The sequence below is a fragment of the Micromonospora sp. NPDC005686 genome, assembly GCF_042871665.1.
Lineage (GTDB): Bacteria > Actinomycetota > Actinomycetes > Mycobacteriales > Micromonosporaceae > Micromonospora.
Window position 1 is genome coordinate 77,954 of record NZ_JBIAIY010000007.1, and the last position, 15,348, is coordinate 93,301.

Genomic DNA, 15,348 nt, shown 5'->3' on the forward strand with positions numbered 1-15,348 from the left:
TCCGATGCCGGAGCTGGAACGACTCGCCGCTCACCACGCACCCGCCGTGCTGCGGTTCGAGCGGGAGAACCAGGCGTACTTCGCCCGGTACGTCCCCGACCGGGGCGACGACTACTTCACCCGGTACCCCGCCCGGCACGCGGCCCTCCTGGACGAGCAGGAACGCGGCACCTGCCACTTCCACGTGCTGGTCGACGAACACGGCACCGTGCTCGGGCGGTTCAACCTGGTCGACGTGGCGGACGGCAGCGCCGAGCTGGGCTACCGGGTGGCCGAGCGCGCCGCCGGGCGCGGGCTCGCGAGTGAAGGCGTACGGCGCGTGTGCGAGCTGGCCCGCACGACGTACGGCCTGCGCCGGCTGGTCGCCTCGGCGGCGCTGGCGAACCCGGCCTCACTGGCGGTGCTCCGGCGTGCCGGTTTCGTGCCGGACGGCACGGGTTCCGACTGCGAGGTGGATCTCGACGGGCAGCCCGGCCTGCGACACGTGCTCGACCTCCGCGCGCCCTACGCGGCGGCGTCCCCGTAGACGGGTGCGCCGGCCGGCTCGTACGTCAGTTGCAGCGTGCCGTGCGCGTGGGTGACCGACTCGGTGAGCCGCAGCGCGCTCGGCACCGTTCCCTCGCCGAACAGGCGCTTGCCGGTGCCGAGCACGACCGGATACAGCCACAGGTTGAGCCGGTCGACGAGGCCGGCGCGCAGCAGCGACTGCACCAGGTCGAGGCTGCCGATCACGTGCACCTCGTCGTGGCGGGCCTTCATCTCGGTCACCCGCTCGGCCAGGTCGCCGCTCACCAGCGTCGAGTTCGCCCAGGCCAGCGGCTCGGTCAGGGTGCGGCTGGCGACGTACTTGGGCACGCCGTTGAGCAGCCCGGTGAAGGGCATGTCCGCGGGCGCCTTGGGCCAGTAGCCGGCGAAGATGTCGTACGTCTTGCGGCCCAGCAGCAGCGCGTCCATGCTGCTCGCCCGCTGGAACATCACCGCGCCGGACTTGTCGTCCAGCAGCGGCATCTGCCAGCCACCGTGGCTGAAGCCGCCCTCGCGGTCCTCGTCCGGTTCGCCGGGCGCCTGCGCCACGCCGTCGAGGGTCAGGAACTCGGTCACGATCAACGTACCCATGGGTCTGCTCCTTCGGTTTCCGCTCCGTCAACCGGTAGACCCGCCGACGATCCGCGACTCATCGCCGCCGGAATCACCTGTTCGACGAAGTGGCCCGACGCCGGCTCGGCCTGCCCGATGCCGAGCGGTGGGCCTGACCGCCCTCACGACGATGCGTCGCGTGCTCGGTCCGAGGGCGTGTCAGCGAGCGGCGTCCCGGGGCGCGTGAGCGGCCCAGGCCGCGAGCCGCCGCGTCAGCTCAGCGAGCCGGGTCCGGTACTCGTCACGTACCTGCCTGTCGGTGCCCGCCGGCATACCCGCCGGAAGCTCCAGCCAGAACTCCTGGGTGAGACGGCAGGAGTCGGGACCGAGCGGCACGACGGTGAGCACGCCGCCGCTGGGGCATCCGGCCGTCAGGGTACGGGTGACGGCACGACGACCCGGTTCCATCTCGACGACCTCGTGGATGACGCCCATCCGGTCCGTGGGGGTCCGATGCACGAACGCCTGGATCTCGCCGACTCCCTCCGGGCCGGGCAGCGTGACGCCGAGCTCCACCGAATCGTGCATCGCGACCGACGAGGCCGGATCCCACATGAAGCCGAAGGCCGCCTCCGCGCTGGTGGGCAGGTCGACGGTGGCCGTCTCCCGTACCTGCACCGGCGTGGTCGTCACTCTGATCATCCGCAGACGTGATCGCACGCCGCATTGTGTCAGTCGATCCGCCGACGGTGAAGGCCCGTGGCGACGATGGACGCCGATCTCCGCCGGCAGCCCTGGGTCGAGCCCGAATCGTTACGACCGTTCTTCGGGACGGCGACCGGGTGTTGCTGTGCCGTGCTGTCGCCCAGGCGGTGAGCGACGCGGTGAAGGCCGAGCGCAAGAAGGCCAAGAAGTCGGCGCGCGGCTCCTCGGACAAGGCCAAGGGCGAGAGCAAGAAGCGTGGCCAGTGGCCCGTGGATGGCCCGACGGGTGCTCGTGGCCCAAGAAACGTCGAAGGCCCTGGCTGGGACTCGCATCCTGACCAGGGCCTTCCGCGTGGAGCGGGTGACGGGAATCGAACCCGCACTGTCAGCTTGGGAAGCTGATGTTCTGCCATTGAACTACACCCGCAGGCGGCATCACTCTACCTGAGGTCACCACGCCCGTGCACCCAGGTACCCCCAGGCGCGAAGTTGCACGCCGGAAACCTATGGGCGTTCTCAAATGCGTCGATGCGATGTAACGTCTGCCCCACGTTTCCGAACCGGCGTGACACACCCCCTGGCACGCCGTCAGAAAGAGGTGGGCCCATGGGACTCCGTCCCGACCTGCTGACCCGGCGTACCGCCGGTGTCGCGACGTCGACCCTCGCGCTGCTGCTCAGCACCGCCGCCGTCGGCGTCGTCCCCGCTGCTTCGGCCTTCTCGGCCGCCCCGGCCGGCGTCTGCGCCGAGCCGGTCGGCGCCCACGCCGACGAGTACGCGAACGCCCGCGTCGCGAAGGGCGGCAACGCCAAGCTCGACCCCAACCACCTGACCGCCCAGCAGGTCCGCGACCGTGAGGCCGACCTCGCCGCGGCGCAGCGCGAGCGGGCCAACTTCCGGACCGGCGCCGTCGCCCCGCTGGCCACCGTGACGATCCCGGTCGTCGTGCACGTCATCCAGGAGAACAGCACCCGGGCCGGCGGCAACATCACGGACTCGATGATCAACCAGCAGATCACCGTGCTGAACCAGGCGTACGCGGGCTCGACCGGCGGCGCCGCCACCGCGTTCGGGTTCCAGCTCACGAAGATCAACCGGGTGACCAACACGTCGTGGTACCCGATCGTGCAGGGTTCCTCCGCCGAGCGCTCGATGAAGACCTCGCTGCGTGTGGGCGGCAAGAACACGCTGAACATCTACCTCGGCGAGCTGAGTGACAGCCTGCTGGGCTGGGCCACGTTCCCGAAGCGGACGCTGGACAAGATGGACGGCGTGGTGGTGCTCAACGAGTCGCTGCCCGGCGGCACCGCGACCAACTACAACCAGGGTGACACCGGCACCCACGAGGTCGGCCACTGGCTGAACCTCTACCACACCTTCCAGGGCGGCTGCTCCGGCTCGGGCGACAGCGTCTCCGACACCCCGGCAGAGTCGTCCCCGGCGTACCAGTGCCCGACCGGGCGGGACACCTGCTCGACCACCGGCAAGGACCCGATCACCAACTTCATGGACTACACGTACGACTCCTGCATGTACCAGTTCACCGCCGGCCAGGCGAGCCGCATGCTCACCGCGTGGAACGCCTACCGCGCAGCCTGACCTCATCGCACCACGTACACCGGTGCCGGCCCTGTCCTCGGACGGGCCGGCACCGTTCGTTTCGGGTCGTGGTCAGGCGGCCGGGCGGCGGGTGTCGAAGCCGTGCCGGCCGCGAAGGCCCTCCGCGGCGACCGGCTCGCGCCGGGCCGGTTCGGCCCCGCGCGGGTCGAGCCAGACCCGCACCTGCGGCGGGGCGGCGCCGGGCTGGGCCACCGGGTCGCGCCGGGTCAGCATCGCCGCCTCGACGGTGAACTCGAACAGCCGCCAGTCGCCCTGGGGCGACGCCCGGGCGATCCGGGCCAGCCGCGCGACCGTGGCCGGGTCGGTCACCGGCTGCGCGCGCCCCGCGATGTACGCCTCGTCGTCGCTCTCCTCCGGCGGGAACGAGTGCAGCGCGTAGCGGCCGTCGCGTTCCAGGTCGCGGCGCTTCGGCGAGTCGACGACGAAGCACCAGAGCCCGTCGGCGGTGATCACGGGGGAGACCGGGTGGACCCGGGGGCCGCCGTCGGCTCGGACCGTGGCGAGGTAGCCGAAGCCCGGCCCGTACTGCTGCATCAGGAGGCGGATCTCGTCGGCGAGGCAGGGCTCGTCGGCGGCGAATTCGGACCAGGAAGCCATGTGGACACTCTATCGAACACATGTACGAAGATGTAGTGCGACACGCAGGTCACCCATACCGGTCGCTATGGTGTTCCGATGCTGCTCTCCGACCGCGACCTGGTCTCCGAGATCAAGGCCGGCACGCTCGCGCTGGAGCCCTTCGAGCCGACGCTGGTGCAGCCGTCGAGCATCGACGTACGCCTGGACCGGCTGTTCCGGGTCTTCAACAACCACCTCTACACACACATCGACCCGTCGAAGCAGCAGGACGACCTGACCTCGATGGTCGAGGTGCCGGAGGGGCAGCCGTTCGTGCTGCACCCGGGCGAGTTCGTGCTCGCCTCCACGCTCGAGGTGATCTCGCTGGGTGACCAGCTCGCCGGGCGACTGGAAGGCAAGTCGAGCCTGGGGCGGCTGGGGCTGCTGACCCACTCGACCGCCGGCTTCATCGACCCGGGCTTCTCCGGCCACGTCACGCTGGAGCTGTCGAACGTGGCGAACCTGCCGATCACGCTCTGGCCGGGCATGAAGATCGGCCAGCTCTGCATCTTCCGGCTCTCCTCGCCGGCCGAGCACCCGTACGGCTCGGCCGTCTACGGCTCGCGTTACCAGGGCCAGCGCGGCCCGACGCCGAGCCGGTCCTGGCAGAGCTGGCGCACCTGGCCGACGCGCTGACGGCGCCCGCGGCTGTCGAGAGGGGCCCCCTCCGCTGCCGGAGGCGTCAAGAGAGGGCCCTTCCTCACACCCGGCCGTAGCTGTTGATGTCGCCGTCGTCGACCCGCTTCATCGTGATCGGCTTGCCGGACTGGGAGGCGTGCACCACCCAGCCGTCGCCCACGTACATCGCCACGTGGTGCAGGTCGCCGTAGTAGAAGACGAGGTCACCGGCACGCAGCTCGGCCCGGCTGATCCGCTTCGTCACGCCGTGCTGTTGGCGCGCGTTGTGCGGCAGCGACACACCGCCCTTGGCCCAGGCCGCCATGGTCAGGCCCGAGCAGTCGAAGTGGTCCGGCCCGGCCGCGCCCCAGACGTAGATCTTGCCGATCTGGGCGCAGGCGAACTTGACCGCCGCACCGGCCGCGCCACCGGGGTAACCGGCCGGGCAGGGCGCCGGGCGCAGCGGGCCGCCACCACCCTTGCCGTACACCTTGAGCCGCAGCTTCTGCAGCCGGGCGATCTCGGCGTCGATCTGCTTCTTCTTCGCCGCGAGCTGGGCCTCGGTGCGCGCCAGCCCGGCGATCATCTCGTCCAGCGGCTTCTTCTTCGCCGCCAGCTCGTCGCGCAGCGCCGCGACGGAGCGCACCTGCTCGTGCTGCCGGTGCGCGAAGCGGTCGAGCAGTTCCAGGCCGTTGACCAGGTCACCGGGCGAGCGGCTGCCGAGCAGCGCGTTGACAGTGGACAGGTTGTCGCCCTTGTAGGCGTCGGCGGCGAGCCCGCCGACCTGGCCGAGCGCGGCGTCCACCCGGGCCTGGAGGGGTGCGATCTGCCGGCCGAGCGCGTCGGCTTGCTTGCGCCGCGCGGCGAGTTGCTCGCGTACGGCGTTCACCTGCTCGATGACCGGTTCGAGCTTGTTCCAGTCGCGGTCGATCTGGGCTTCGATCTCGGCGACCGAGGGTTCGGCGTGTGCCGCCGTGGCGCCGCCGGTCAGGACGACGGCGGTGCCGACCAGGGCGGCGAGTGCGGTGGTGAAGCGGGACCAGCGGGTACGCGGCACAGCCGTGAACCGGTCGACCGACCGGCTCGACGACGGCCGCGGGGCATGGAGTGCCACCGGGCGTCCGTACTCCTTCTTCAGTTCCGCCTACCGGGTTAGCTGACGGATTCGGGCGGGAAGGGAGCCGCCCTACCGCAGCAGCGCTGCGGATTCACCCCAGGTACCTGGTTCCCCGGCTCGCCCGTGGGCGACTCGGCGGTGCCGGACCGTCACCGACCGGGGTGGACGGTGAGACATGCGGCCGACGATTCACCAGAGTAGGGACCACAGTTATCGATCCGCAACTTCCGGCGGCGTGACACTCCGTACGCGATGCGGCAGCGCGCCGCGAGCGGAGGCGAAATTTTCTTTCAAGACTGATTACCCACTGGAAAGGTATTGACCATCGCGGGTGTGCGGAGTGAGGGTGGAAACGCAGTGACCCCCATCCCTGTCCAGGAGGTTCGATGCACCTCTCCGCCCCGCCGTCAGGCAGACGGATACTGCTCGCCGCCGCCGTGGTGACCGCCACCGCGCTGGCGACGACCGGCCCGGTGAACGCCGCGCCGGACACGTCCGCGCCCGCGAGCGACAGGCAACAACAATACGCCGCCGCGGCCGCCGAGTACGGCGTCCCGCAGAACGTGCTGCTCGGTGTCTCCTACCTGGAGTCCCGCTGGGACACCCACACCGGGCAGCCGAGCACCAGCGGCGGATACGGCCCGATGCACCTGACCGACGCCGCGCACATCCTCGCCACGCCGGGCAGCGCCCACGTCGACGAGGACGAGGACCCGCGCGGCGACGACTCCCGCCCGCTGAAGCTCGACCCGGCCACGGCCGCCACGCCGGAGCGGGAGACCCCACTGCCGCCCGCCTCGCTCCAGACGCTCGACGCCGCCGCCGCGCTCACCGGGCTCGACGCGGGGACGCTGCGGACCGACCCGGCCGCGAACATCCGCGGTGGCGCGGCGCTGCTGGCGTCGTACCAGAAGGCCCTGGGCGGGCCGGTCGGCGCCGGCACCGACCCGGCGGCCTGGTACGGGGCGGTGGCCCGGTACTCCGGCGCGGACACCACCGACGGCGCGGCGGCCTTCGCCGACGAGGTGTACGACCAGCTCGGCCAGGGCGCCAGCCGGACCACCGACGACGGCCAGCGGGTCACGCTCGCCGCCACCGCCGCGAAGCCGGACCGCTCCCGGCTGGCCCGGCTCGGCCTGCGCAACGCCGAGCGGCCGGACGGGCTGGAGTGCCCGGTCCGGCTGGCCTGCGAGTGGATCCCCGCGCCGTACGAGCAGCTCAGCGACGACCCGGGCGACTACGGCAACCACGACCTGGGCGACCGGCCGAAGCAGCAGAAGATCGAGTACATCGTCATCCACGACACCGAGGGCTACTTCGGCCCGAGCGTCGACCTGGTGAAGCGGGCCGACTACCTGGGCTGGCACTACACGCTGCGCTCGGTGGACGGCTACATCGCCCAGCACATCAAGACCAAGGACGTCGGCTGGCACGCCGGCAACTGGTACGTGAACGCGAAGTCCATCGGCCTGGAGCACGAGGGCTTCGCCGGTCAGGGCACCTGGTACACCGAGGCGATGTACCGCACCTCCGCCAAGCTGGTGCGCCACCTGGCGCTGAAGCTCGGCATCCCGATGGACCGGCAGCACATCATCGGCCACGACAACGTGCCCGGCATCAACGCCGGCGCGGTGGGCGGCATGCACTGGGATCCGGGACCCTACTGGGACTGGTCGCACTACTTCGACCTGATGAAGGCGCCGTTCCGCACCACCGGCACGGCGCGGACCGGCCTGGTCACCATCGACCCGGACTTCGCCACCAACCGGCCGGCGTTCGTCGGCTGCAACCAGCAGCCGCCGGGCGTCCCGACGCCCAGGCCGCCGGCCGAGCCGTGCCCGTCGCGCGGCTCATCCTCGGTGATCCTGCGGACCGCGCCGAGCCCGGACGCCCCGCTCGTGAACGACCTCGGGCTGCGCCCGGACGGCACGCCGGACACGATGTACATCTCCGACCACGGCGCCCGCGCCTCGGCCGGTCAGACGTACGCGCTCGCCGGCCGGCAGGGTGACTGGACCGCGATCTGGTACCTCGGCCAGAAGGCATGGTTCCTCAACCCGGCCTCCGCGCCGACCGCCAAGTGGGCCACCGGCTTCGTGGTGACCCCGCGGCCCGGCAAGGCCACCATCCCGGTGTACGGGCGGGCCTACCCGGAGCAGGCCGCCTACCCGGACACCATCCCGTACCAGACCATCTCGCCGCTTCAGTACACGTTCGCGGCGGGCCAGCGGTACGCGGTCGGCGGAGTGCTGCCCGGCGAGTACTACCGGGCCGTCTCGTTCGACGGCTCGGCCCCGGGTGACCGGACCGTGGTACGCGGTGAGAACCGCTACGTGCAGGTCCAGTTCGGCCACCGGATCATGTTCGTGAACCTGGACGACGTGCTGATCCTGCCGTCCCCGGTCGGTGCGCCGCGCTGATCCCGTCACCGTACGGCGAGAGGCCCCCGGTCCATGCGGACCGGGGGCCTCTCGCGTGGTACGAGGTGCGGGTCAGGCGACCCGGACGAAGCCGGCGAGCGGCTGGGTGCTGATGCTCGACACCTGGACCGGTTTACCGGTTCGTGGCGCGTGCACCATCACCCCATTGCCGAGATAGAGCCCGACGTGGTGCAGATCGGAGCCGAAGAACACCAGGTCACCAGGTCGCGCCTCGGAGCGGGACACCTTGCGGCCCTCGTTCCACTGCGCGCCGGTGAAGTGGGTGAGCGAGATGCCCGCCGCCTTGTACGCGTACTGGGTGAGGCCGGAGCAGTCGAACGAGTTCGGGCCGGTGGCACCCCACACGTACGGGTCGCCGACCTGGGCACACGCCGTCTTGATCGCGGTCCGCGCGGCGCTGCTCACCACACCGTCGACGGCGGGGCAGCCCGCCGGGCGGATCGAGGTCACCGGCAGCATGGCGGTCAGCCGCTTGATCTCCGAGTCGATCTGCTTCTTCTTCGCCGCGAGATCGTTCTGCTGCTTGATCTCCAGCGCGATCAGCGCGTCGAGCTTCTCCTTCTGCTTGTTGTACTCGTCGCGCACCTTGAGCACACCGGCGATCTGGCGGCGCTGGTCCTCGGCGATCCGGTCCAGCATGACCAGCTGCTCGGCCAGCGCGCCCGGCTTGGAGTTCACCAGCAGCGCGCCCAGTTCCTGCGACGGGCCCTGGATGTAGTAGCGGGCCGCGATGTCGCCGACCTTGTTCATGGCGAGCGTGGAGGCCAGCTCCAGCGGCACCATCTTGTCCTTCAACGCCTTGGACTTCTTCTGGTTGGCGCGCAGCTGCGAACGGACCTTGTTGAACTGCTCGATCGTGGGTTCGAGCTGCTGCCACTGCTTGTCGATCTGCGCGTCGATCTCGTCCACCGACGGCGCCGCGTGCGCCGGGGCCGTCAGCATTCCGGCGCCGACCGCGGCGGCCGCGACCAGGGTGACCAGACGGTGGACCACCCGTCGGAACCCGGCCCGCCGGATGGGTGGTGCGCTCGGGGCGTGACGTTGAGGGGGCGTGGTTGCCACCGGCACGGACTCCTTTGCAACCGACCGCCGGGCGCCTCGCGAGAGGGAAGATCGAGGCAGACGACCCACAGCGGTCGGTGCCCAACATTAGGGAAGGCGTCCGGTGGAATCAAGGCGACCGTTTGTTTCATCACGTTTCCGCAATCGATTGCACACCAAGGGTATTCGTTTCACCTTCCGACGATGGCCGTCAATACGTCATCGAGCGTGACCACTCCCATTGGCCGGCGCCCGTCGCTGACCAGCACCATGTGGCGGCGTTCGCGGCGCATCGCGAGCAGCAGGTCGGCCAGCGTACGGTCCGGCGGCACCACCGCCAGCGGCCGGTAGACGGTGGCCGGCACCGGCGCCCGGCGGCTCGCCCCCGCGTACCCGAGCACGTCCTTGACGTGCACGAACCCGAGCACCCGGCGGGTGGCCCGCTGCACCACCGGGAAGCGGGACCGGCCGGTACGGGTCGCCAGCACTTCCAGCGAAGCCGGGGAGACGTCCTCGGCCACTGTGGTCACCGTGGACCAGGGTTGCAGCGCGTCCGCAGCGGTACGGCTGTGCAGGGCCAGCGCGCCGGTGATCCGCGCGTGCACCTCGGCGTCGAGTAACCCCTCGGTACGCGCCTGGGAGACCAGACCGGCCAGTTCCTCGGCGGTGAACACGGTCTTCACCGCGTCGGTCGCCTCCACCCGCCACCACCGCAGCACCTGCCGTGCCGCCCACTTCATCGCCAGCAGCAGCGGCTTGGTGGCCAGGCAGAACGCCAGCATGGCCGGGCCGAGCCAGAGCGCCGACGGCTCCGGCCCGGCCAGCGTGATGTTCTTCGGCACCATCTCGCCGACCACCGTGTGCAGGAACACCACCACGGCGAGCGCGATGACGAACGCCACCGGATGCACCGCCGGGGCGGGCAGCCCCAGCGCGGTGAACGAGGGCTCCAGCAGGTGGGCCAGCGCCGGTTCGGCGATCGCGCCGAGGCCGAGCGAGCAGACGGTGATGCCGAGCTGCGCCCCGGCGATCATCAACGGGATCTGGTTCATCGCGGCCAGTGCCCACCGGGCCCGCTTCGACGTCGCCGCGAGCGGTTCGATCACCGTACGGCGGGAGGCGATCAGCGCGAACTCACTGCCCACGAAGAACGCGTTGCCGAGCAGCAGGCCCACTGCGACCAGTAGTTCAGGCACCGTCGTCGGGCTCCTCGGGGCGCACCACCCGCACCTGCTCGATCCGGTGCCGGTCGACCTCCACCACCGTGAACTCGTACCCGGCCTCGTCGACCGTCTCGCCCGGCACCGGGATGTGGCCGAGCCGCGCCATGAGGAAGCCGCCGAGCGTCTCGTACGGCCCGTCGGGCAGCCGGAAACCGGTCTGCTCGACCAGCTCGTCAGCGCGCAGCACACCGTCGGCCAGGACGGTCCGCTCGCCGCCGGGCACGGTCAGCTCCATCGGCCCGAAGCCGTCCAGCGCGTCCGGGTCGAACTCGTCGGCGATCTCCCCGACCAGCTCCTCGACCAGGTCCTCGACGGTCACCACACCGTCGGTGCCGCCGTACTCGTCCACCACGATCGCCAGGTCCGCCCCGGCGGCCTTGAGCGCGGCCAGCACCCCGTTCAGGTTCAGGCTCTCCGGGACGTACACCGGTTCCCGGGCGACGGCGGCGACAGTGGTGGCCGTCCGGCGGGCCAGCGGCACGCCGAGCGCGTCGGGCACCCCGGCGACGCCGGTGACCAGGTCGAGCGTCTCCTCGTAGACGGGGAACCGGGTCCGGCCGGTCCGCCGGGACGCCTCCAGCAACTCGGCCACCGTCGCGGTCGCGCGCAACGCTGTCACGTCGACCCGGGGCGTCATGGCCTCGGCGGCCCGCTTGTCGCCGAAGCGGATGGTGCGGCGCAGCAGCATCGCGGTGTCCGGCGGCAGGGCGCCCGCGCGTGCCGAGATGGCGGCGAGCAGTCCCAGCTCCTCCGGGGAGCGGGCGCTCGCCAGTTCCTCCTGCGGCTCGACGCCGAGGCGGCGCACCAGCCGGTTCGCGGACTCGTTCAGCAGCCGGATAAGCCAGCCGAAGGTGCGCGAGAAGGCCCGCATCGGCGCGGCGGTGGCGAGCGCGGCCGGCATCGGGCGGGCCAGCGCGAGGTTCTTCGGCACCAGCTCGCCGAAGAGCATCGAGATGAGCGTGGCCAGGGCCAGCGCGAGCAGGCCGGTGAAGCGTTCCGCGCCGCCGAGCGGGTGCAGCAGCGGCGCGACGAGCCGGGCCAGGGCGGGCTCGGCCAGGTAGCCGGTCAGCAGCGCGGTGAGCGTGATGCCGAGCTGCGCGCCGGAGAGCTGGAAGGACAGCTCGCGCAGCGCGCGGCGTACCGTGGCGGCCCGGCCGTCCCCCTCGTCGGCCCGCCTGCCGATCTCCGCCCGGTCGACGGTGACCAAGGCGAACTCGGCCGCGACGAAGAAGGCGTTGCCGGCGGTCAGCAGCACGAAACCGACCAGTGGCAACAGCGTCAGAAGCAGAAGGCCGTCGATGGGCGTGATTGTGGCACGCGCGCGACGATGGCGTACCCCCCGGTAGCGTGGCACGCATGGACGGCCTGTTGCTCACTGATGAACTGGTCCTGCTCGCGTACGACGACGACGGCACGAACCAGCTCGGCAGTACGCACCTCGGCTACGGCCTCGCCGGTGCGGTGCTGCTGGAACTGGCCCTGGCCGGGCGGGCGGAGGTGGCGGACGAGCGGCTCGTGGTGACCGATCCCGCCCCGACCGGCGTACCGCTGCTCGACGAGGCGCTGGCGACTGTGGGAACCGGCCGGGCGCGCAAGCCGAAGGACTGGATCGGCAAGCTCGCCCCGGGGCTGCCGGACCGGGTGCTCGGCGGGCTCGTCGACGCCGGGGTGCTGCGCCGGGAGTCCGACAAAGTGCTGCTGGTCTTCCCGCGTACCCGCTATCCCTCGCCGACCGGCGCGGAGCCGCCGGCGGAGACCGCGGCCCGGCAGCGGATGACGGCGGCGCTCACCACCGACGCCCCGGTCGACGCCCGGACCGCCGCGCTGCTCACGCTGACCCGCGCCGTCGGCCTGGACCGCAAGATCTTCCGCGAGCTGCCGAAGGAGCGCGTCAAGGCCCGGATCGACGAGATCGCGGCGGGCGACTGGGCGTCGGCCGCCACCAAGAAGGCGATCGAGGAGATGCAGGCCGCGTTGCTGGTCGTGATGACGACCACGACGAGCGCCGCCATCATGACCGCCACGACCAGCTGAACGCGACGGCGGCGGCACCGCACGGGTGCCGCCGCCGTCGTGGTCCGGCTTCTGCCGGGGTACGCCTCAGCTCGCGCTCGGCGCGACCTCCGGCTCACCGGCGGGGGCCTCCGGCTTGACCGAGCGCAGCAGCACGCTCGCCACGTCGACGACTTCGACCTGCTCGCCCGCGCCCTTGCCGTTGACGCCGTCGTTCAGCATCGTCGAGCAGAACGGGCAGCCGACCGCGATGGTCTTCGCGCCCGTGGACATGGCCTCCTCGACCCGGTCCACGTTGATCCGCTTGCCGATCTTCTCCTCCATCCACATCCGGGCGCCGCCGGCCCCGCAGCAGAAGGAGCGCTCGCTGTTACGGGGCATCTCGGTGAGTTCGCCCTGGATGGAATCGCCGAGGACCTCACGCGGCGCGGCGAAGATCCGGTTGTGGCGGCCCAGGTAGCACGGGTCGTGGTAGGTCACGCCGCCGTCGACCGGCTGCACCGGGGTGAGCTTGCCGGCGCTGACCAGGTGGGCCAGCAACTGGGTGTGGTGCACGACCTCGAACTCGCCGCCGAGCTGGCCGTACTCGTTGCCAAGGGTGTTGAAGCAGTGCGGGCAGGTGGCAACGATCTTGCGCTTGCTCTTCTCCCGGCCCTCGAACGCCTCGTTCAGCGTCTCGACGTTCTGCTGGGCGAGCATCTGGAAGACGAACTCGTTGCCGATGCGCCGCGCCGGGTCGCCGGAGCAGGTCTCGCCCTCGCCCAGGATGGCGAACTTGACGCCGGCCTCGTTGAGCAGCGTGGCGACCGCGCGGGTGGTCTTCTTGGCCCGGTCCTCGAACGCGCCGGCGCAGCCGACCCAGAAGAGGTACTCGAAGTCGTCGACCTCACCGACGCGCGGCACCTCGAACCCGAGGCCCTTGGTCCAGTCCTCGCGGGTGTTCTGCGGGGCGCCCCACGGGTTGCCCTTGTTCTCCAGGTTGCGCAGCATGACGCCGGCCTCGGACGGGAAGCTCGACTCGATCAGCACCTGGTAGCGGCGCATGTCGACGATGTGGTCCACGTGCTCGATGTCGACCGGGCACTGCTCGACGCAGGCGCCGCAGGTGGTGCAGGACCAGAGCACGTCCGGGTCGATGACGCCGCCCTCCTCGGCGGTGCCGATCAGCGGCCGGTCGGCCTCGGCCAGGGCCAGCACGTCCATGTGGGCGAGCTGCGCCTCGGTGGCCTTCTCCTCGCCGGTCAGGTCCTTGCCGCCACCGGCCAGCAGGTACGGCGCCTTGGCGTACGCGTGGTCGCGCAGGCTCAGCACCAGCAGCTTCGGCGAGAGCGGCTTGCCGGTGTTCCAGGCGGGGCACTGCGACTGGCAGCGACCGCACTCGGTGCAGGTGCTGAAGTCGAGCAGACCCTTCCAGGTGAACTGCTCGACGTGGGCGACACCGAACTGGTCCTTCTCCGGGTCGGCCTCCTCGAAGTCCAGCGGCTTGCCCTCGCTGGTCATCGGGCGCAGCGGGCCCAGGCCGGAGCCGGCCGGCTTCTCCGGGTCGCGCTTGAAGAAGATGTTCGGGAAGGCCAGGAAACGGTGCCAGGCCACGCCCATGGTGACGTTGAGCGAGATCACGATGAGCCAGGTCATCGAGATGCAGATCTTGATGAGCGCGGCGACGCTGACGCCGGCCTCCCAGCTCGGGAGCACCGAGCCGATCGCGTGGCTGAGCGGGGCGGCCCAGACCGGGTACTCGAAGTGGTCGGTGGCGACCTTGAAGCCCCGGATCACGAACCCGAAGATCAGGACCAGCAGGACGACCCACTCGACGAAGTAGCCCTGCCACATGGTCGAGCCGGTGAACCGGGAGCGGTTCTCCGCGCGGTTCGGGCGGTTACGCAGCCGGATCGCCATCAGCACGACGATGCCGACCAGGCCGAGGATGCCGATCCACTCGGTGACCAGGCCGAAGATCGTCCAGTGGCCGATGATCGGCAGCCCGCCGCCGGTCGAGACCACCTCGAAGTAGGCCTCCAGCACCAGCAGCGACAGCACGATGAAGCCGACCATCACGAACCAGTGGGCGGCGCCGACCACGCTCCACTTGAGCATGCGGGTGTGACCGGCGGTCTCCACCAGCATCTTCGTCGTCCGCGCGCCCTTGTCGCCGAACCGCTCCGGCGCGGGCTGGCCGAGCCGGATGACGGCGGTCATCTTCATGACCGCGCGCACCGCAAGCCACACCGCAACGGCGGTGATGGCGGCCGCGAGGATCGTGGTGACGATCTGGACGCTGCCCATCGAGTTGGCCTCCCGGTCTGCTGCTTGTCCGTGCAGCCTACGCGCAAGGTTACCCAGCAGTAACGTGAGTCTTCTCGCACCAGGCCACGCCGCCCTGCGCACACCTTAGGTGTACCGGCGTCGAAGCGCCGGGCAGGGGCGGCGTGGCGTGACCTACGCCGTGGCGGCGCAGCGCCCGATCAGCGCCAGCGGGAGAGCAGGATCAGCGACGAGACCATCGCCCCGAAGCCCACCGCGAGGTTCCAGTAACCCCAGCTGGCGACCGGGTACGCCTGCTCGGAGAGGTAATAGATCACCAGCCAGCCGATACCCACCACGATCAGCGCGACCGCCGTGACCGGCAGCCAGATCGGGCTAGGCTTGCGCGTCGACGCCGTCGCCGTCGGACGCACGTCCGTCGGCGGGGTGTACACCTTCTTCTTACGAACCTGAGACTTGGGCACGACGCTCTCCAGAGGGGGGTACGACCTCGTCCGGCCTGACAACCGGGCGCGAGGGCGACGGTCCATGGCCAATAATGTTCGACAGCTAGCGTAGTCCCGACGGACCCTCCAGGCCACGAATGGGGCCAGGACGGTGCACTCAGTAAC

The 15,348-nt window shown here is 70.8% G+C and carries 14 protein-coding genes, 1 tRNA gene and 1 riboswitch; of the genes, 5 read left to right on the top strand and 10 right to left on the bottom strand.

The window, feature by feature from the left end; all coding sequences use genetic code 11:
* Window positions 1-4 precede the first annotated feature (4 nt).
* Window positions 5-526 carry a GNAT family N-acetyltransferase gene (locus ACFYON_RS17560; protein ID WP_355014978.1) on the top strand — a complete coding sequence of 174 codons (522 nt, stop codon included), beginning with the start codon at window positions 5-7 and terminating at the stop codon, window positions 524-526.
* Here the strand turns inward: ACFYON_RS17560 and ACFYON_RS17565 are convergent.
* The 3 genes from ACFYON_RS17565 to ACFYON_RS17575 all read right to left on the bottom strand — a co-directional run bounded on the left by ACFYON_RS17565 (window position 505) and on the right by ACFYON_RS17575 (window position 2,208).
* Window positions 505-1,116 (bottom strand): dihydrofolate reductase family protein, encoded by a 612-nt coding sequence (locus tag ACFYON_RS17565; RefSeq protein ID WP_355014977.1) that lies wholly within the window; start codon window positions 1,114-1,116, stop codon window positions 505-507. The genes ACFYON_RS17560 and ACFYON_RS17565 overlap by 22 nt on opposite strands.
* A 180-nt stretch (window positions 1,117-1,296) precedes the next feature.
* Complete coding sequence (locus ACFYON_RS17570) at window positions 1,297-1,779, bottom strand: hypothetical protein (protein ID WP_355014976.1); 483 nt, start codon at window positions 1,777-1,779, stop codon at window positions 1,297-1,299.
* A gap of 355 nt (window positions 1,780-2,134) precedes the next feature.
* Window positions 2,135-2,208 (bottom strand) — tRNA-Gly (locus ACFYON_RS17575).
* 179 nt (window positions 2,209-2,387) lie between these two features.
* Between ACFYON_RS17575 and ACFYON_RS17580 the strand changes: the two genes are divergently transcribed.
* On the top strand, window positions 2,388-3,380 hold the full coding sequence (locus tag ACFYON_RS17580; RefSeq protein WP_355014975.1) for a zinc metalloprotease: 993 nt from the start codon (window positions 2,388-2,390) through the stop codon (window positions 3,378-3,380).
* Between the two features lie 72 nt (window positions 3,381-3,452).
* Here ACFYON_RS17580 and ACFYON_RS17585 read toward each other — a convergent pair whose 3' ends face one another.
* Window positions 3,453-3,998: a pyridoxamine 5'-phosphate oxidase family protein gene (locus ACFYON_RS17585; protein ID WP_354866294.1), complete on the bottom strand. Its 546-nt coding sequence runs from the start codon at window positions 3,996-3,998 to the stop codon at window positions 3,453-3,455.
* A gap of 78 nt (window positions 3,999-4,076) precedes the next feature.
* On the opposite strand from ACFYON_RS17585, the gene dcd reads away from it, so the two are divergent.
* The gene (gene dcd, locus ACFYON_RS17590) at window positions 4,077-4,655 is read left to right on the top strand and encodes a dCTP deaminase (protein WP_354866296.1); all 579 of its coding nucleotides are present in this window, start codon (window positions 4,077-4,079) and stop codon (window positions 4,653-4,655) included.
* 64 nt (window positions 4,656-4,719) lie between these two features.
* Here dcd and ACFYON_RS17595 read toward each other — a convergent pair whose 3' ends face one another.
* Complete coding sequence (locus ACFYON_RS17595) at window positions 4,720-5,751, bottom strand: NlpC/P60 family protein (RefSeq protein WP_354866298.1); 1,032 nt, start codon at window positions 5,749-5,751, stop codon at window positions 4,720-4,722.
* Window positions 5,752-5,763: 12 nt separating this feature from the next.
* Window positions 5,764-5,902, bottom strand: a riboswitch (cyclic di-AMP (ydaO/yuaA leader).
* Between the two features lie 238 nt (window positions 5,903-6,140).
* Here ACFYON_RS17595 and ACFYON_RS17600 point away from each other — a divergent pair.
* Window positions 6,141-8,174 (top strand): peptidoglycan recognition family protein, encoded by a 2,034-nt coding sequence (locus ACFYON_RS17600; RefSeq protein WP_354866300.1) that lies wholly within the window; start codon window positions 6,141-6,143, stop codon window positions 8,172-8,174.
* A 72-nt stretch (window positions 8,175-8,246) separates the two neighbouring features.
* Here ACFYON_RS17600 and ACFYON_RS17605 read toward each other — a convergent pair whose 3' ends face one another.
* The 3 genes from ACFYON_RS17605 to ACFYON_RS17615 all read right to left on the bottom strand — a co-directional run bounded on the left by ACFYON_RS17605 (window position 8,247) and on the right by ACFYON_RS17615 (window position 11,732).
* A complete protein-coding gene (locus tag ACFYON_RS17605; RefSeq protein ID WP_387188385.1) occupies window positions 8,247-9,257 on the bottom strand; it encodes a C40 family peptidase in 1,011 nt (336 codons plus the stop codon).
* Window positions 9,258-9,427: 170 nt separating this feature from the next.
* Window positions 9,428-10,432, bottom strand: a complete 1,005-nt coding sequence (locus ACFYON_RS17610) for a hemolysin family protein (protein ID WP_354866304.1) — start codon at window positions 10,430-10,432, stop codon at window positions 9,428-9,430.
* Complete coding sequence (locus ACFYON_RS17615; RefSeq protein WP_354866306.1) at window positions 10,425-11,732, bottom strand: hemolysin family protein; 1,308 nt, start codon at window positions 11,730-11,732, stop codon at window positions 10,425-10,427. The genes ACFYON_RS17610 and ACFYON_RS17615 overlap by 8 nt, the downstream gene beginning before the upstream one ends.
* A gap of 83 nt (window positions 11,733-11,815) precedes the next feature.
* Here ACFYON_RS17615 and ACFYON_RS17620 point away from each other — a divergent pair, with 83 nt between their 5' ends.
* Complete coding sequence (locus tag ACFYON_RS17620; protein ID WP_355014974.1) at window positions 11,816-12,493, top strand: GPP34 family phosphoprotein; 678 nt, start codon at window positions 11,816-11,818, stop codon at window positions 12,491-12,493.
* A 66-nt stretch (window positions 12,494-12,559) separates the two neighbouring features.
* Here ACFYON_RS17620 and ACFYON_RS17625 read toward each other — a convergent pair whose 3' ends face one another.
* Together ACFYON_RS17625 and ACFYON_RS17630 are read right to left on the bottom strand one after the other, a co-directional pair.
* On the bottom strand, window positions 12,560-14,758 hold the full coding sequence (locus ACFYON_RS17625; protein WP_387189483.1) for a (Fe-S)-binding protein: 2,199 nt from the start codon (window positions 14,756-14,758) through the stop codon (window positions 12,560-12,562).
* A gap of 179 nt (window positions 14,759-14,937) precedes the next feature.
* Complete coding sequence (locus tag ACFYON_RS17630; RefSeq protein WP_091062038.1) at window positions 14,938-15,201, bottom strand: cell division protein CrgA; 264 nt, start codon at window positions 15,199-15,201, stop codon at window positions 14,938-14,940.
* Window positions 15,202-15,348: the final 147 nt, after the last annotated feature.